Annotated in this window: 16 protein-coding genes; 8 read left to right on the top strand and 8 right to left on the bottom strand. The window is 62.6% G+C overall.

The annotated features are described in order from the left end of the window. The 6 genes from dacB to ACZ445_RS05185 all read right to left on the bottom strand — a co-directional run bounded on the left by dacB (position 1) and on the right by ACZ445_RS05185 (position 6,565). Complete coding sequence (dacB, locus tag ACZ445_RS05210) at positions 1 to 1,458, bottom strand: D-alanyl-D-alanine carboxypeptidase/D-alanyl-D-alanine endopeptidase (protein ID WP_464708040.1); 1,458 nt, start codon at positions 1,456 to 1,458, stop codon at positions 1 to 3. A 200-nt stretch (positions 1,459 to 1,658) separates the two neighbouring features. Beyond that, positions 1,659 to 4,076, bottom strand: a complete 2,418-nt coding sequence (locus ACZ445_RS05205) for a TonB-dependent siderophore receptor (RefSeq protein WP_464708039.1) — start codon at positions 4,074 to 4,076, stop codon at positions 1,659 to 1,661. A gap of 109 nt (positions 4,077 to 4,185) precedes the next feature. Next, positions 4,186 to 5,121 (bottom strand): glutathione S-transferase family protein, encoded by a 936-nt coding sequence (locus ACZ445_RS05200; RefSeq protein WP_310863487.1) that lies wholly within the window; start codon positions 5,119 to 5,121, stop codon positions 4,186 to 4,188. A 75-nt stretch (positions 5,122 to 5,196) separates the two neighbouring features. Then, positions 5,197 to 5,469: a GIY-YIG nuclease family protein gene (locus tag ACZ445_RS05195; RefSeq protein WP_248486359.1), complete on the bottom strand. Its 273-nt coding sequence runs from the start codon at positions 5,467 to 5,469 to the stop codon at positions 5,197 to 5,199. A 37-nt stretch (positions 5,470 to 5,506) separates the two neighbouring features. Next, positions 5,507 to 5,977 carry a nuclear transport factor 2 family protein gene (locus ACZ445_RS05190; protein WP_179028679.1) on the bottom strand — a complete coding sequence of 157 codons (471 nt, stop codon included), beginning with the start codon at positions 5,975 to 5,977 and terminating at the stop codon, positions 5,507 to 5,509. A 96-nt stretch (positions 5,978 to 6,073) separates the two neighbouring features. Next, positions 6,074 to 6,565, bottom strand: coding sequence for a DUF1120 domain-containing protein (locus tag ACZ445_RS05185; protein WP_235594933.1), 492 nt, complete (start codon positions 6,563 to 6,565; stop codon positions 6,074 to 6,076). Here ACZ445_RS05185 and ACZ445_RS05180 point away from each other — a divergent pair. Continuing rightward, entirely contained in the window at positions 6,540 to 6,734 is a 195-nt protein-coding gene (locus tag ACZ445_RS05180; protein ID WP_235594934.1) for a hypothetical protein, read from the top strand. The two genes, ACZ445_RS05185 and ACZ445_RS05180, sit on opposite strands and share 26 nt — an antisense overlap. A gap of 204 nt (positions 6,735 to 6,938) precedes the next feature. Here ACZ445_RS05180 and ACZ445_RS05175 read toward each other — a convergent pair whose 3' ends face one another. Both ACZ445_RS05175 and ACZ445_RS05170 read right to left on the bottom strand, forming a co-directional pair. Further along, positions 6,939 to 7,571 carry a response regulator gene (locus ACZ445_RS05175; protein WP_058422884.1) on the bottom strand — a complete coding sequence of 211 codons (633 nt, stop codon included), beginning with the start codon at positions 7,569 to 7,571 and terminating at the stop codon, positions 6,939 to 6,941. A 196-nt stretch (positions 7,572 to 7,767) separates the two neighbouring features. Next, positions 7,768 to 8,586, bottom strand: coding sequence for an Hpt domain-containing response regulator (locus tag ACZ445_RS05170; RefSeq protein WP_179028680.1), 819 nt, complete (start codon positions 8,584 to 8,586; stop codon positions 7,768 to 7,770). 449 nt (positions 8,587 to 9,035) lie between these two features. On the opposite strand from ACZ445_RS05170, the gene ACZ445_RS05165 reads away from it, so the two are divergent. From ACZ445_RS05165 to ACZ445_RS05135, 7 genes are all read left to right on the top strand, one after another. Next, positions 9,036 to 9,662 (top strand): DUF1120 domain-containing protein, encoded by a 627-nt coding sequence (locus ACZ445_RS05165; protein WP_464708038.1) that lies wholly within the window; start codon positions 9,036 to 9,038, stop codon positions 9,660 to 9,662. A 35-nt stretch (positions 9,663 to 9,697) separates the two neighbouring features. Beyond that, on the top strand, positions 9,698 to 10,321 hold the full coding sequence (locus tag ACZ445_RS05160; protein ID WP_058422887.1) for a DUF1120 domain-containing protein: 624 nt from the start codon (positions 9,698 to 9,700) through the stop codon (positions 10,319 to 10,321). A gap of 34 nt (positions 10,322 to 10,355) precedes the next feature. Beyond that, positions 10,356 to 10,979 carry a DUF1120 domain-containing protein gene (locus tag ACZ445_RS05155; protein WP_058422888.1) on the top strand — a complete coding sequence of 208 codons (624 nt, stop codon included), beginning with the start codon at positions 10,356 to 10,358 and terminating at the stop codon, positions 10,977 to 10,979. A gap of 87 nt (positions 10,980 to 11,066) precedes the next feature. Continuing rightward, positions 11,067 to 11,696, top strand: coding sequence for a DUF1120 domain-containing protein (locus ACZ445_RS05150; RefSeq protein ID WP_179028682.1), 630 nt, complete (start codon positions 11,067 to 11,069; stop codon positions 11,694 to 11,696). 2 nt (positions 11,697 to 11,698) lie between these two features. Further along, positions 11,699 to 12,436 (top strand): fimbria/pilus chaperone family protein, encoded by a 738-nt coding sequence (locus tag ACZ445_RS05145; protein ID WP_464708036.1) that lies wholly within the window; start codon positions 11,699 to 11,701, stop codon positions 12,434 to 12,436. Positions 12,437 to 12,517: 81 nt separating this feature from the next. Further along, complete coding sequence (locus ACZ445_RS05140) at positions 12,518 to 14,980, top strand: fimbria/pilus outer membrane usher protein (RefSeq protein WP_464693924.1); 2,463 nt, start codon at positions 12,518 to 12,520, stop codon at positions 14,978 to 14,980. 11 nt (positions 14,981 to 14,991) lie between these two features. Continuing rightward, a complete protein-coding gene (locus ACZ445_RS05135; RefSeq protein ID WP_179028685.1) occupies positions 14,992 to 16,119 on the top strand; it encodes a DUF1120 domain-containing protein in 1,128 nt (375 codons plus the stop codon).

Below are 16,119 nucleotides of genomic sequence, written 5' to 3'. Positions count from 1 at the left end.
TTAGTCGTGCCACTGCACCAGGGCCAACGCCACGCGGTTTTCCAGGGCGCGGATCGGTGCGGCGGTGCTCAGGTAGTTATTGCTGATCATTGAAAACACCAGGCGCCGGCCCTTGGCGTCGGTGATGTAGCCGCTCAACGATGACACGCCGGCCATGGAGCCGGTCTTGGCGTGCAGGTTGTTTAGCGCAGCCGTGCCGCGCAGGCGGTAGCGCAGGCTGCCACCGGTCATGCGGTCCGCGCTGCCGGCAATCGGCAAGGCGTTGTACCAGGCGTCGAACCACGGCTGTTTGGCCGTCGCCAGCAGCAAATCAGTCAGCCCCTGAGAAGACACCAGGTTGCGCCGCGACAAGCCCGAACCGTCGACCTGGCTCAGCGTCATCGGGTCCAAACCTTGGCGGCGCATGAAGTCCGCCACCGCGGCAACCCCCGCCTGTGCCGTGCCTGCGTTGGACGTCTTGCGCCCCATGGCCTTGAGCAAGGCTTCGGACATGTTGTTGTTCGAAAGCTTGAGCAGCGGCGTGATCAGTTCCTGCAACGGCGCCGACTGATGTTCCGCCACGACCTTGGCCGCCGCAGGACTGGCACCGCCGATCACACGGCGCCCGAGCACCTGGATGCCCTGCTGTGCCAATGCCTGTTCAAACAGATTCGCCACCAGTTGCGTCGGCTCCCACACACTCACCCACTGCCGGTTTTGCTTGCCCGGCGCCAGCGCACCGGTAAGTTGCAGCAGGTTGGTACCGTGCTGGCGGGTGATGCCGTAATTGTTGCCCGGGCCGCTGACAGCACGGTTGTCCAGTTGCACGTAGTCGGTGGACGGACTCACCAACACGCTGACCGGCTGACCCAACACGGCGGGGGCTTTGGCGGTGACCAGCAACGTGCCCGCGTCAAAATCAGAATTAGGTGACACGGTCAGCGCCGAAATCTGCGCGCCGTAGTAGGTGCTTTCGTCGTCCTGGGCCCAATCCACGCCCAGGCGTTCGGCGTCGAAAAAGGTGTCGTCGAACACCAGGTCACCCTGGACCTGACGCACGCCCAGGGCGGCAAGCTGTGCCGCCAATGCCTGGTAGTCGGCGAACTGCGTGGTCGGATCGCCCAGGCCCTTGAGGTACAGGTTGCCGCTGAGACGCTCGCCTTGCTGCGTGCCGTTGCTCAGCAGTTGCGTGGAAAAACGATACTGCGGCCCCAGCACATCCATCGCCGCTGCGGTGGTGAGCAGCTTGAGATTGGATGCGGGAATCAGGCGGGTTCGCGGGTTGTGTTGATAGAGGGTGCTGCCGCTGCGGGCATCACGCACCATCAGGGACACAGTGGCGCCGTTGAGGGCCGGGTCGGCCATCAACTGGTCGATGATGGTTGGGGTGGACGTCTGGGAAACACTCGCGCAGCCACCCAGCAATAAGCTCAAGCCCACCAGCATTCCGCTGGTGGATATCCATTTTCCAAAGTACATCAGTAGCGTTTTCCTAAAGCGGTCAGTGACAGCAACGCTAACAGCTCCCTCCCCCTGTGGCGAGCAGGCTTGCCCTGCGTTGGGTTGCGCAGCAGCCCCCATCAGAACACCGCGCTATACCAGTTATTTCTCACCGATCAGGTTTGGGGCCGCTGCGCGGCCCAACGCGGGGCAAGCCCGCTCGCTACACGATAGGCGTGTCAGAACTCCAGGGTGCTCGACACCGACACCTGACGCGCATCCCCCATGGACACAAACAACCGGCTGGCCGCCGAGGTGTAGTAGACGCGGTCGAACAGGTTCTTCACGTTGAGCTGGAACTTGACCTTCTGCCCGTCAATCCTGGTGTCATACGTGGCAAACGCATCCGCCACGGTGTACCCCGGCAGGGTGAAATCGTTGGCGGCATCGCCTGCACGCTCGCCGACATACCGCGCGCCGGTCCCTACCCGCAACTGATCGCCCCCGAACACGTTGCCGAAGTCATAGGCCACCGACAGCGAACCGGTGTGCTTGGGCACGTTCTGCAGGCGGTTGCCTTCCAGGGTCGGGTCCTTGTCCTTGGTGTCTTGCGCGTCGGTGTAGGCATAGCTGCCGATCACGCTCCACTTGTCGGTCAGTTGCCCGGTGGCGTCCAGTTCCAGGCCACGGGAGCGCACCTGGCCAGCCAGGCTATAGATGGTGCTTCCAGCCACTTCCGACGATACCAGCACATTGCGTTTGTCGATGTTGAATAACGCAGCACTGGCGGTGATACGCCCAGGGATGTCGAGCTTGGCGCCCAGCTCCCAGGACTTGGATTTCTCGGGCGTCAGGTCGCCAGTCAGCGTGCTGCCATCGGCCAAGGCGGCGATGGTGGAGTTGGGCTTGAACGATTCGGTGTAGCTGCCGTAGAACGACAACTCATCGGTGTAGCGGTACACCAGCCCCGCACGCGGCACCCAGGCCTGGCCGTTGCCGTTGGTGTTGGCCTTGAACGGGATGCCCTTGCCGGCGTATTGGTCATACATCTGGTAGCGCGCACCGGCGACAAAAATCCATTGATCGTTGAGGTGAATCGCATCCTGGAAGAACAGCGAGTCGCTGCGCAGCAGGTCGGTCTGGGCGCTGTCGGCGGGGCTGACGGTAGTGCCCGCCACTTCGTTGCCATACACCGGGTTGTTGTAGTTGAAGGTGCCACGGGAGTTCTGGCGAATCAGGTCAGCCCGGTAGATCTTGCGGTACTCATCATCCAGGCCAAACACCAGATCGTTCTGCAGGCCGAACACATTGACCTTGCCTTCAAGGCTCGCGGTGGTAAAGCGGTCAGTGGTGATCGCACCTTTGGTGCCGTCCATCCTGCGGGTCAGGGCGCCATTGTTACCCACCGCACTGACGCGGACCTGGCTGGCGTCGTAGGTTTCGCGGTTCCAGCTGTAGCCGAAATGGGCTTTCCAGTCGTCGTTCAGGTCGTGGTCGGCTTCGAAGCGATACAGGTCGGAACGGCCTTCCATGTTGTTGAACGGTTCATCCAAACGACGTGTGGCCGGGATGTCCAGCGGGTGGTTGGACTTGTCGATGGCGGTGCCACGGTCAAACGGGGTGAGGAATTCGCGGTGCTCGTAGGCGAACAGCAGTTTGGTGCTGTCGCCATACCAGGCCAGCGACGGCGCGATCAAGCTCTCGCGGTGGGTGCCGAAGTTGCGCCAGTAATCCTCATCTTCATGATCGACGATCAGCCGATAGGCCAGGCCGCTGTCGCCAATCGGGCCGGTGGTGTCGAGGCTGCCGCCGCTGCCGTTCTTGCCGTCGCCGAAGGTAGAGCCGCGTACGGTCAGGGCGGTGGACTGGACCAGCTCCGGCTTTTTACTGACGATGTTAACCACGCCGCCCGGGTCCTGGATGCCGTACAGCAACGACGCGGGGCCCTTGAGTACTTCGACCCGCTCCGCCGTGGCGTTCAGCGCGCGGCCCTGCACGATGGGCATACCGTCGCGCATGATCGAGCCGTTACGGTTGTCGCCAAAGCCACGCAGCATCACCGCGTCCTGGGTGCTGGCGAGGGTATTGGCCTGGGTAATGCCGCTGATATTGCCCAGGGCGTCATCCAGGTTGCGCGGGGTCTGGTCGCGCAACACCTGGGCCGGCACCACGTTGACAGTCTGCGGGGTTTCCAGCAGCAGGCCATGGGAGCGCATCACTGAGCTGGTGGGCGGTGGCTGGTAGCTGGTGCTGTCCTGGGCCTGGTTGGCACCGCTGATGGTGGTGGCGCCAAGGTTGACCGCGCCTTCGGTAGGCGCCGGCTCAAGGGCCAGGGTGCGGGCGTCGATCTGGCGGAAGGTCAGGCCGGAACTGCCCAGCAGGCGTTGCAGGGCCTGGGTGGCGCTCATCTGGCCGCTGACCGCCGGGGCCTTGATGCCGTACGGCGCTTCGTCGGTGTAGATCACACTGATCCCGGTGACCCGGCTGAAATCGCTCAGGGCCTGGGGCAGCGGCTTGGCTGCCAGGGCAAAGGTGAACTGGGCACTTTGTTGCTCCTGCGCCTGCGCAATGCTCAAGGGCAGCACCGCCAGCCCCGATACCGCCAATACCGAGGCTCCCAACCACTGTTTAACCCAACCGCCCGCCGCTGACTTCATGCTGTGAGAACCCGTGTAGAAAACGCTGTTAATGCGAATAGATCGCAGTTTCAAGCACTACACGGTTGGGCGGTGGATTTACCTCACTTTTATTTGCAAATATTTTTCCCTACTGCGCCTGGATGCGAAAACCGATGCGCGGGAAATGCACATGCACGGTGCCCGCGCGCTCATCGGTGCGGCGCAGGATCAGCTCTTCACGCCCGGCAAACAGCAATTCGCCGGCGACCGGGTCGGTGCCGTAGTCAGTGGCGGAGACGGTCACCTGCTGGCCTGCCTTGAAGCCGTTCAAGTCTTCAAACAGTTCTTCGGGCAAAGCAGCCGGTGTCGCATTGCGCGACACGTCCAGGGCTTGCTCGGCACTCATCTGAGCGGATGTACCGTGGCCGAAACCCAGCACACGATCCAACCAGGCGGCAACGGCGGGATAGGCGTCTACCAAAGGCGACGTCACTGAAGAGCCTTTGAGGAACCACAGCGGATGGGCCAGGGAAAAGTCGGCAATCGATGGCTCGCCGAACAGGAAATCCCCGGCCTGGTGCTGCAGTTGCTGGTCGATGCGACCGACAATCGCCGGCCATTGATGCTTGGCTACATCCAATTGCACCCGAGTCGCCGTGCCACCGCTAAACAGCTTGCTGCGATCCGCCACCAGCACCTGGAGCATTTCCGGCGGCACCTTGGCGAACTTGACCGCCAGGGATTCGGGCTGGAACACCAGCGCCACCGCATGGGAAAACACCACCGAATCGGCCCAGGCGGCGAAGCCTTGGGTAACCAGTTCCAGGCCCTGGGGAAACAGTGCCGGCGCGGCTTTTTCCTGCTCCAAACGCCGGGCGATCAGCGCGGTGTCGCAGTAGATATCGGCACCGATTTGCAGCACGGGGGTCTTGCGATAGCCGCCGGTCAGAGCGGTGAGGTCTGGCTTGGGCATCACCGGCGAAATATGCACCGAGCGCCAGGACAACCCCTTGAAGCCCAGCAACAGCCGGGCTTTTTCAGCGAAGGGGGACTGCGGGTAGTGGTGGAGGATCAACTCAGACATGCCAGGCTCCGCTAGAGAAGTGAATCGCTAGCTTAGCCTGCAAACCCTGGCGCGGGCATGATGGGAACCCATCAGTCAAATCAATGAGCCACTTGCCGCCAGACACTCCTTGGCACTCTTCTTCAACTTCTTGATCAAGCGTTCCTGGCGCAGGGCCTCGCCCTTGCTTGCGCATTGCTCGGTATACACCAGCGCCACCGCCGGGCTGGACAGGAAAAACCGTGCACCCTTGCCGCTCTGGTGCGAGGCGAACCGGCGCACCGGGTCATTGCTGATGCCGCAATACAGCGCGCCATTGGCGGCGCGCACCAGGTAGACGAACCAGGGTTTGGGGTCAGGCGTATTCACGGATCGATTCGGCAAGGCATAGGAATTGCCAAGCTTATCAACGACTGGCCTGGAATGCCTTCAAGCCTTTGCGTGCCTGGGCGCGCACGGCGTTTTTCACCAGCGGCGTCCACCCCAGCAACAACCCCTTGGTGCCCAGGGCCTGGCGCGACCAGCGCCACAGGTCGAAGTGATCGTGGTGTTCACAGATCTTGCCGTCGCGAAACACAAAGCGCGCCTGGATATCGTTGACCACCGTGTTGCCGGTGGCGCTGAACAGGTAAGTCGCCACCCAGTGAGCGCCACCGCTACGGTCGTCGCTGCGCACATTGTCGAAGGTCAGGGAGAAATCCTTGGCGCGGGTGGTGAGCATGCGCCACATGTCACCGGCATCCCGGCCGCGCAGTTCGCCGAAGGCCGGGTCGCTGAAGACCACATCGTCGGTGTAGCAGGCCGACATGGCTTCAGCGTCCAGGCGCTGGAACGCGCTGTAGAACTCGGTGATCAAGGCGTTGTGGGCATCACTCATGGGCAGGCTCCGCAGTTATCGGCATAAGGCCAGCACGATAATCCGCGGCGCCCGGAAACACCATGCTCATTCACCCGGTGGATAAGCGAGGGTGCGTCAGAGGTAGACGATATCCAGGGTGGCGCTGCCATCCAGCGGGACTTCTTCGGTGATGGCGCCCCGTGGTTTCCGGACCCGAGTCTGGATCGTCAGGTCCATCGCCAGGTTCTGGACCGGCACCGGTATCGCGTCCGCTTCACCAACGGCCCCGACCGACCGCATCCAGCGTGGTTGCCAGGCTTGATCTTCAGTGGCAGGGAACCAGAGTTTCCCGTCCACGGACTCAATCGAAGGGGCCGGGGCGCCATCCACCTGGACGTTCTTCACAAGTAGCCGATACCCGCCCAACCGCCAATTCTCGCCGTGAAAGCCCAAGCCAAATGCCGACTCTGTATCGTACTCATACCAGGCACTGCCGGAGCGATTGTCGGTGGACTTGACCGCCATCAACGTCGACGCCTCACAGTTGACACTCAACGCCAACGTAGCCAGAGGCAGGTAAGCATCGTAAGAAAGATCGCTCATGGAAATCTTGCCGTGGTCCACCATACCGCCGCCGGACAAAGCAGGCGTGCAGGCGGAAGGCGTCAAGACACCCACGACGCTCAGGTCAATGCTGGAGGCCGCAAACAAGTTCGACGCGCCCATCAATAAAAACGCGCTGGTAACAAGGGAAAGTGATTGTTTCATCAATTCAAGTGCTCGTATTCAAGACTAAACAAAAACGCTCGCCTTGTCGGATAACAAGACGCCCGCCTCTGCCTGACTCAGTGTGGGATATAGGTAGTTATGCCGCCGACTTATCGCTGCCGGGTACATAGGCACACACTAACCCGCCCCACACTATTGCCCCATACAAGTAATACGAATCGCGCTCTTGAACCGCGCAATAAGACTGCAACTTTCTCGCGCTGCATAACAACTAAGGCACCATACCGCTTTGCCGCGCATAGGTGAAAAGATCCACATCGGTGGAAATGCATAGCCGCTGCATGGCCGTGCTCTTTTGCTTACTGATGGTCGAGATGCTGCGGTTGACCCGTGCGGCGATCTGGCTGACGGTCATGCCGCTGGCGAGCATTCTCACCACCTCTCGCTCTTTGCCAGACAATTGTGGCTGGGACGGATGCGCCAGTTCGGTCTGCTCCATCTGCAGGCGCAGGCACTCACTGACAAAAGTACGCCCCTCGACCACCGCCCGCAGCGCCAGGGGCAGCTCCCTGGCAGAGGCGCTCTTGGCCACGATCGCCCGCGCGCCATGGGCGAATGCCTCGCGCAACGTGACCACATTGGCGAACATGGTCACCAGGATCACCGGCAACCTCGGGTATTGCCGGTTCAACAAACCCAGCAGTCCGTAGCCATCCGCCTGTTGATCGCCCGGCATGGCAAAGTCGGTCACGATGGCGTCGCAAGCGGTACTGTTCACCAGCGCCAGCAATTCATCCGGACCATTGGCCTCCCCTACGACTTTGCACTTACCACTGGCTTCGATTACCACTTTTTGCCCAATACGGACGATGGGGTGATCGTCAGCAATAATTATGCGAATCATCGTCGTTACCCATGATGGCAATTTGAATACATGCAAAATAGCTCGCCCAGCCCTATGCAACAACCTGAAATAACTGGACGGTTTTTCCTACTCCCCCTAGTTACTGGAGAGCAACACTTAGCCCACACAATAAAAAGAAATTACATACAGACTATTCCTACGCCTCATACATGAAAACTCTTACAAATCCCTGGATTCAGAGTTGATGCAAACGCTGCAGGTAACATTCGACGTCACGATGAAACCGCTCGAGTGCCCGCCGATTCAACTCCACCCCGCTGGCCTGCACGCGGTCAATCAACACGGCGGCGTGCTGCTCCAATCGCGTTGCCCCCAGAAACGCCACGCTGCCCGCCAGGCGATGCAAGCGTTGCGAGGTCAACAGGGCGTCCCCGCTGATGCGCGCCTGCTCCAGCACTGCCAGGTCGTCCCGGGCCTCGAGCACCAGGCTCGCCAACATCGCCTCCACCACTGCCCAGGAACCAAAGGTCGCAATCAGGCGGGCACGCGAAGGCAACGCTTCGCGTCGACGCGGTAGCGCCTGCTTGCGCTGCTGCGCATGCAACGGCCTTGGCGCCAACCATTCGGTGAGCAACTCGCGCAACTGCCTCAGGCTGACCGGTTTGACCAGCCACCCATCCATGCCGCAATCCAGGCAACGGCGAATCTCTTCCCGGCCCAGGCGACCGGTCATGGCGATGACGGGAACACACGGTCTGCCCGCAGCCCGTTCACGTCGGCGTAATTCGCGCGTCATGGCATAACCATCCATGACCGGCATTCGGCAATCGCTGATGACCAGATCAAAGTGACGCGCAGCCAAGGCCTGCAACGCCATGCGCCCGTCGCTGCAGGTTTCGTGGCCGACACCCAGCACCTGGAGCAACGACCCCACCAGCAACCGGTAGGTGGCATGGTCGTCGGCCACCAGGACTCTGGCTTGCTGCCAATGAGAGGGCGCGGCAGTCGAGTGCGAGGCCTTGCGTGGATGACGACGTGGATCACTGCCCGGCATAACAACCTCATGCGGAGCGATCAGCTCACCAGGCGTGCACCTGGCGCAGGGAGACGCCTGAAAGGTTGATGACCTGCCGGACGATTTCACTCGAACTTTTCGCGCAACTACATTCAGACCTGTTCAAAAAACAGACTGTGCGGATTAAGAGAGCGCGAAAAATATCCGAATGGATGTAATAGGGCGATACAACAACTACGACTAAGCAATTTTTCTTACAAGCGCATGAGCCGTTTCCATCGACGCTGCAGAGGTTCATCCGACGGCATCACTATCGTAATTGTTGCATTCCGCCTCCGTCGGGAACGGGCGTTAAATGCGTCCCGGCTCAACACAACCAGAAGGCGCGTCGTCGCCCATAAAACCAATCCAACCCTCGACGCCAGCGCCTCACCCGAGCCACCCACTGCCCTTCGTGCCAACACTTTGCTCAGGAATATGTTGTTCAAATGAAAGTCCCACATTCCCTGCTTCTCACCACCTTACTGATGGCCGCTGCCACCCCTGCGCTGGCCGCCAGCAGTACCGACCTGAACGTCACGGGTGTGATCACCCCAAACGCTTGCACGCCTACCCTCAGCTCAGGCGGGGTTGTCGACTACGGCAAGATTGCTTTCGCCGACCTCTACGTGGAAAGCGCCACGGTCTTGCCGACCGCCAACCTGCAACTGAGCGTGGAATGCGACGCCGCGACGTTGTATGCATTCCACGCCGTGGAGAACAGTGAAGGCGGCGGCGATACCTCCTTCGGCCTGGGGGTTATCAATCGGACCCGATCCATAGGGGCTTACCACTTGGGGCTGAACAGCTCCACCGCCGAAGGTCTGCCGATCTCCACCCTCTCCTCACGAGACAACGGTGTCACCTGGATCCAGAGCTCGCCAAACGCGCTGTGGATGCGTGGCCGACTTGCCGGTTTCGGCGATGACTCAGGCGGGGCCTGGGCACCGGTTCCGATCCGCAACTTGACCAGCAACCTGCTCATCTACGGCTACATCGCCGCCACCCGCGGCCTGACCCTGACCGAGGAGTATCTACTCAACGGCTCGGCCACCCTGGAAATGCGCTACCTGTAATTCCCTCTTTTCTCTTCACACAAGGACCCGTGCCGATGGACAGAAGAACCTGCGCCACACTTGCCCTCCTGCTGGCCGCCTGCGCCCCCGCAACCTTCGCGGCCAGCAATACCGACCTGAGCGTCAAGGGCACCATTACGCCCAGCTCATGCACCCCAAGCCTGTCCAATGACGGTGTCGTCGATCATGGCAAGTTGACCGGCCGGGACCTGGACATCGACCTGCCCACCCGCCTGCAACCGGGCGAGATGCGGTTGCAGGTGCAGTGCGAAGGCGCCACCCACTTCACGCTCACCACGGTGGATAACCGCAGCGGCACGTCAGCGATCAACCCGGTGTTCCACGGGTTGGGGATGGTCAACGATGACCAGAAGTTGGGCAGCGTCGCACTCGGGCTGTTCGAGCCGGTGGCCGACACGGTGCCGGTGCAGACCATCATGTCCCGTGACGGCGGTGCAAGCTGGGGACCGTCTTCCTACCTGGGGCACGCGGCATTGACCGCCTTTTCGGCAGCGGGAGCGCCCTACACCCCCATTGCCATCACCGAACTCAGTGCGCGCCTGCGCGCCTTCACCATCATCGCCCCCGCCAGCGGCCTGACCCTGCTCGACGAGTTGCCCATCGATGGGCACGCAACATTGCAGCTCAAGTACTGGTAACCCTTTTTTTACCTTCTTTTTTTGGAGACTGACCATGAATGTATCCCTCAACACTCTGCTCGCTGCCACCCTGCTGATCGGCAGCACCAGCGCCTTCGCCGCCTCCAGCGTCGACCTGACCGTCAAGGGCATGATCACGCCCAGCGCGTGCACACCCGCCCTGTCCAACAGTGGGTCGGTGGACTACGGCAAGATTTCCGCCAAAGACTTGAATGTCGACCAGGTCACTCCGCTCACCGAGCAGACCGTGCAACTGACGGTCACCTGCGATGCGGCCACCCTCATGGCCCTGGACGCCGACGACAACCGACCCGGCTCGAACTACGGCGACGACATCACGGAGTTCGGCCTGGGCCTGATCAACGGCACGCAAAAGCTCGGCGCCATGACCCTCAGCCTGAACACGCCGGTTGCCGATGGCGTGGCGGGCCGGCCGATCACCTCAGTCGACGGCGGTGTCACCTGGGTCGTTGCGCGCAACTTGACGCCCGACAACCTGATCTCGGTGGCCGACACCGCCGTCGACGCGCCCATCCCGGTGCAGGTGCTGACCTCGGACCTGACCGTCAGCCCGAAAATCGCTCCGGCCAGCCAGTTGACGCTGACCAACGAGGTGGCCATCGACGGCTCGGTGACCGTCACGGTGCGCTACCTGTAAGCCCACTTTGAAACGCACAGCGGCAGGTCATCGCACCTGCCGCTGCCCTGTTGAAACGATGAACCAGGCAACCGGTGAACCTCCCCCATGAAGCACACCTCTTCACGCCTTCTTGCCCTGTTTTGCCTGCTGAGTGGCGGCTCCGCTGCACTGGCGGCATCCAGCACCGAACTGAATGTGACCGGGCTGATCACGCCCAGCGCGTGCACACCGACGTTATCGGCCAACGGCATCGTCGACCACGGCAGGGTGCCGGCACACACGCTCAACCAATTCGAGTTCAGTGTCTTGCCCACCCAGGCCCTGGACCTGAACGTGAGCTGCAACGATTCGGTGCTGTTTGTATTGGTGGGTTTGGACAACCGCGCCGACTCATCCCTGGGCCCTGGTTTCTACTACGGCCTGGGCCACAACGTCCACGCGCCCACCGAACGACTCGGCACCGTGGCCATTGCCTTTCGCGACGTGATGGGCGACGGCGAGCGCGTACTGGTGCTGGCCTCCAGCAACCAGGGACAGACCTGGTTCCCGGAAACCAACGCCTACCCGAACAATTACATGGGGTTCGCCCACCCCGGCACGTTGGTGCCGGAACCCCACCGCCAGATCACGGCCACCTTGCAAGTCAACACATCGATCAATGCGGCCGCCTATTTAACCCTCAAGCAGGAAGTACCCCTGGACGGTTCCATCGTGCTTGACCTGAGGTATTTGTAGCCATGTCCCCTCTGCCCTTTTCAACCCGAGCCTTCACGGCGATCCGCTACGCCGGTCTCTACCTCGGTGCGCTGGCCCTGACATTCGGCGCCCCCACATGGGTGCTGGCCGACGGTATGGTGCCCGATACTTCGGTGGTCATCGTCAACGAAGCCGACGGCGAAGCGTCGGTGTCAGTGACCAACACCGACTCGCGGCTCGCCCTGCTGCACGTCACCCTGGAAGACATCCCCGAAGACAAGGCCACCCTGCTGTTCGTCACGCCGCCGTTGGCCAGGGTCGAGCCGTCCAAGAGCCAATTGATCCGGTTCATCCTGCAATTGCCCGAGCCGCTGAAGACCCAACGCCTCAAACGGGTGATTTTCGAGGGCATGCCGCAAGGACGCTCGCCAGCCCAGGCCGGGCACGCACGGGTCGGCGTGACGGTGCGCCAGAACCTGCCGGTGATCCTGCACCCCAAGGGCCTGGCCACCAACCGTACGCCCTGGACCGGACTGGAGTGGCGCTTGCAGAACAATCAATTGAGCGTCAGCAACCCCACGCCTTATGTGGTGCGCCTGGCTCAGGAACTGCGCCTGTTGCCCGGCGACGGTTCGGCCCTGTTGCCCAGAACCTACGTGCTGCCCGGTGAAACCCTGCGGGTAACCGCCAGCGGCAGCGGTGCAAGCCGTGTGCAGCTGCAACCGGCTACCGTGTACGGCTTTGCCGTGGCGCCCTACGAAGCACCGATCACCCTATAAAAAAGAGTGGCCTGCTAACGCCACCGAAGGGCCTGACTGCACCGCAGAGTCAGCAGGCTCCCAACAACTGAGAACGACCTTGTGAGCACAGCATTGACTGATCGCGACGGCCAAACCGTGCGCGCCGTTTCACCACCACGCGTGCATAACCTATTGGCGGGGCTGGCACTGGCCCTGGGCGGCGCAGTGCCGTCCGGGACAGCGCTGGCAAGTGAAAACCTGATGGCAGGCGCCTTCGACCCCCAGACCCTGTCACACCGCGGTATCGACCCGGAACTCGCCAACCTGCTTCTGCAAGCGCCCCGTTTTGCCTCGGGGCGCCATGCCGTCAACCTGAGCGTCAATGGCCAGCATCGGGGCCGGGTGGACGTGGAGTTCGATCGCCAGGGCGGGCTCTGTTTCAACCAGGCGCTGCTGGATGCAGGCAACCTGACAGTGCCCGATGACACCGAATACCCAGGCTGCCATGGTTTCATCGAGCGTTATCCGCAAACCGTCATCGAGCAAGACCCCGCCAGCCTGAACCTGGCACTGGTGGTACCGACCGACGCGCTGCGCCCTGTGCAGCAGGATATCTCCGGCTATCAGACCGGTGGTTTTGCCGGCCTGCTCAACTATGACCTCACGGGCCTGTATAACGAGTTTGGTGACGACACCAGCCGCTTCGGTTCAGCCAACACTGAAGTCGGCTTCAACGCCGGCGATTGGATCGTGCGTAGCCGCCAGGTCAAGACGTGGCAAGACAGCCGCTCACGCACCACGCACCTGGACGCCTACGCCCAGCGCACCTTCGCCGAGCAACAGGCGGTGTTGCAGGCTGGACAGATCAGCCTCTACAACCCGGTGTTGGCCGGCACTCAAATCACCGGCGCCCAAGTGCTGACCGAAACCGCCCTGCAAGACCAGAACCAGGGCGCCACCATCACCGGCATCGCCAACAACCCAGCCCAGGTGGAAGTCCGCCAGAACGGCGCGCTGATTCACTCCACGGTGGTCCCCGCCGGGCCATTTGCGCTGACGGATGTGCGCCGCTTGAACAGCCGCTCCGACGTGGAAGTCACAATCAAGGAAACCACCGGCGAAGAGCGCCGCTTCACGGTGCCCGCAGCCATGCTCGGCCTGGGCTTGCCGGCGCCGGGTTATTCCGTGGCGGCGGGGCGCGTGCGGCAGATTGGCGACAGTGACGGCACCGAGCCCTGGGTGGTCAGCGCAGGCTGGAGCGGTGCGCTACACCCGCAAGTCAGCCTGGGTGGCGGCGCATTGGTCGCCGATGACTATCACTCGGCGGGCATCAGCCTGGGATGGCTGCCCTGGCAGGACAGCCAATTGCAGTTCTCGGCGCAAACCGCCCAGGCCAGCCACGAGGGGCGTGAACGGGGCGTCCAGACGGACGTGTCCTGGTCCCAGCGTTTCAGTGAGAACTGGTCGATGACCACTGCCGGCTCATGGCGCTCCCAGGGCTATCGCGACCTCGAGGACTCAACCTTCGTCGGCAACAGCCGCGACCAACAGCGCTCGCGCTATCGCGACCAGCAGAGTTTCACCGCATCCTGGGCGCATCCGGCGCTGGGAGCGTTCAGTGCCGGGGTGTCGCGCACTGCGGCCTACAACGGTGAAAGCAGCAGCCGCGCGCTGGCGTCCTGGGGCACCAGTTTTGGCCGGGTGTCGGTGTCCGCCAGTGCCGAGTGGCAGGTGGGCGGCCGCCAGCAAAACGATGACAGCGTTTACCTGAACATCAGCCTGCCGCTGGGTGAAAACCGCCGGGCCCGCGCCTGGGCGCGCAAGGCCGGCGGCGAGCATCGCCTCGGCGTGGGGGTGAACGAGCAGCTCAACGACCAATTGGGTTATCGCGTGGGCGTGGAGCATGACAGTCGCGACCGCGAAGTGGAGTCGTCGATCGGCGTGTCAGCCCTGCCGTGGTACAGCCAACTGGACTTCAACTACACCCGCAGCAACGACGAGCGCACCAGCTACCAGGGCGGTGCCCGCGGTGGCGTGGTGCTGCATGGCGACGGCGTCACCTTCTCGCCCTACCCGGTACGCGACACCTTTGCCGTGATGTCGGTGGGCGAGATGGCCGGGATCAAGGTGAGCACCCCAAGCGGCCCGGTGTGGACCGACTGGCAAGGCCAGGCCGTGGTGCCGCAGCTCAGTGCCTATGGGCGCAGCCCGGTGGAAGTGCAGACACGCTCCCTGCCGCGCAATGCCGACATCCAGAACGGCCTGTCAGTGATTTCCGCCGGACGCGGCGCGGTGGACAAGGTGCAATTCGGCGTGACCCTCACCCGACGCGCACTGTTGAACGTGACCACCGACAACGGCCAGCCGTTGCCACGCGGCGCGACTGTCAGCACCGCCGACGGAGAGTTCGTCACCCTGGTGCAGGAAGGCAGCCAAGTGTTCCTGCCGGACGTGCTCGATCCGCGCCCGCTCTGGATCAAGAGCCCAGGTCAGGCGCGTTGCCGCCTGAGCTACGAACTGGCGCAAGACGCCGACCCTGAGGTGTATTACGAAACCGCACCGGCCCGGTGCCATCAGCCATGAGGACTTTGACCATGGGCCTGAACCCTGCCTTGTACGTCCTGGGCGTGCTACTCAGCACCCACGCCCTGGCCGCCGAAGAATGCCAGCTCAACCTCAGCCAGACGCAGTTGGATTTTGGCTTGATGAACCGCGCCGTGGCCTTGGTGCCCGCGCCCGAGCGATTGCTGGGGGAGCGACGGCTGAGCCTCACCTTGAACTGCGCGCAGCCCACCGACATGAGTGTGTTTTATCGCGGGCTGGCTGCGGGACCCGGGCGGTTCCGCTTTACCGAGCTCGGTAGTTACGGCCTGCAAGTGAGTGATGCGATGCTGGACGGCCAGGCGGTCGAACTTGGTTTGATCACGGGGCCGGGGCAAGCGCCTTCCGCAGTCAGCACTCGGCTGACCTGGCAGCCCGACCACGGCGTGGTGCCGATGCGCAGTGGCGTGGCGGTAACCGGGCGTAACCTGTCACTGCAACTGGAGGCCAGTGCCTGGGCCCGTGAAGACGCCGTCCGGGTACGCGACGCGGTCAACTGGGACACCGCGGGGTTGTTCGAGGCCCTCGCCACCAACCGTTCGCGGGAACTGCGTTGGCAGGCACGTTTTGCACCGGCGGCGTGCACACCCAGCCTGTCCAACGGCGGCCATGTGGAACTGGGCAAGTTGTCGGTCAGCGACCTGTCCAACCACAAGGACACGCCCCTGGCGCCACGCGCGTTGTCCCTGAGCGTGACTTGCGATGCCCCGACAGCCTTCGCCGTACGCATGCAGGACAACCGCCAGGGTTCTGCAACCGGTGCCGGTGATGAAACCACTTACGGACTGGGCCTGGACGCTGGCCAGCAGAAAATCGGGCGCTACCGCCTGCTGTTCGACCCGGCCCTGATCACCGCCGACAACTTCGCCCAGGTCTTCAGCACCGACTCCAGTACCGGCGGCCTGCCCTGGAGCAGCGCCAGCGCGCGTATCACGGCGGTGGGGGCCGGTCGTTACCTGGGCTTCAGCAGCACATCGGGCAGTACCGGTGGGCCCAGTGCCATTCAGCACCTCAATGCCACGCTGAGCCTGGAGGCGACAGTCGCCCCTCTGGAGTCGCTGGACCTGGGCAATGAGGTTCGCCTCGACGGCTCGGGCACCCTCGAAATTCACTACTTATAG

Source organism: Pseudomonas allii (genome assembly GCF_055380095.1).
Note: the sequence above shows the minus strand (reverse complement) of the source record. Positions and strands in the feature narration are given on the sequence as shown.

What these genes read in the sequence shown, in the direction of transcription:
- ACZ445_RS05135 (WP_179028685.1), top strand. Translation starts at nt 14,992, where the DNA reads ATGGGCCTGAACCCTGCCTTGTACGTCCTGGGCGTGCTACTCAGCACC.
- dacB (WP_464708040.1), bottom strand. Translation starts at nt 1,458, where the DNA reads ATGTACTTTGGAAAATGGATATCCACCAGCGGAATGCTGGTGGGCTTG.
- ACZ445_RS05185 (WP_235594933.1), bottom strand. Translation starts at nt 6,565, where the DNA reads ATGGTGGACCACGGCAAGATTTCCATGAGCGATCTTTCTTACGATGCT.
- ACZ445_RS05165 (WP_464708038.1), top strand. Translation starts at nt 9,036, where the DNA reads ATGAAAGTCCCACATTCCCTGCTTCTCACCACCTTACTGATGGCCGCT.
- ACZ445_RS05205 (WP_464708039.1), bottom strand. Translation starts at nt 4,076, where the DNA reads ATGAAGTCAGCGGCGGGCGGTTGGGTTAAACAGTGGTTGGGAGCCTCG.
- ACZ445_RS05145 (WP_464708036.1), top strand. Translation starts at nt 11,699, where the DNA reads ATGTCCCCTCTGCCCTTTTCAACCCGAGCCTTCACGGCGATCCGCTAC.
- ACZ445_RS05175 (WP_058422884.1), bottom strand. Translation starts at nt 7,571, where the DNA reads ATGATTCGCATAATTATTGCTGACGATCACCCCATCGTCCGTATTGGG.
- ACZ445_RS05170 (WP_179028680.1), bottom strand. Translation starts at nt 8,586, where the DNA reads ATGCCGGGCAGTGATCCACGTCGTCATCCACGCAAGGCCTCGCACTCG.
- ACZ445_RS05180 (WP_235594934.1), top strand. Translation starts at nt 6,540, where the DNA reads ATGGAAATCTTGCCGTGGTCCACCATACCGCCGCCGGACAAAGCAGGC.
- ACZ445_RS05200 (WP_310863487.1), bottom strand. Translation starts at nt 5,121, where the DNA reads ATGTCTGAGTTGATCCTCCACCACTACCCGCAGTCCCCCTTCGCTGAA.
- ACZ445_RS05160 (WP_058422887.1), top strand. Translation starts at nt 9,698, where the DNA reads ATGGACAGAAGAACCTGCGCCACACTTGCCCTCCTGCTGGCCGCCTGC.
- ACZ445_RS05155 (WP_058422888.1), top strand. Translation starts at nt 10,356, where the DNA reads ATGAATGTATCCCTCAACACTCTGCTCGCTGCCACCCTGCTGATCGGC.
- ACZ445_RS05190 (WP_179028679.1), bottom strand. Translation starts at nt 5,977, where the DNA reads ATGAGTGATGCCCACAACGCCTTGATCACCGAGTTCTACAGCGCGTTC.
- ACZ445_RS05150 (WP_179028682.1), top strand. Translation starts at nt 11,067, where the DNA reads ATGAAGCACACCTCTTCACGCCTTCTTGCCCTGTTTTGCCTGCTGAGT.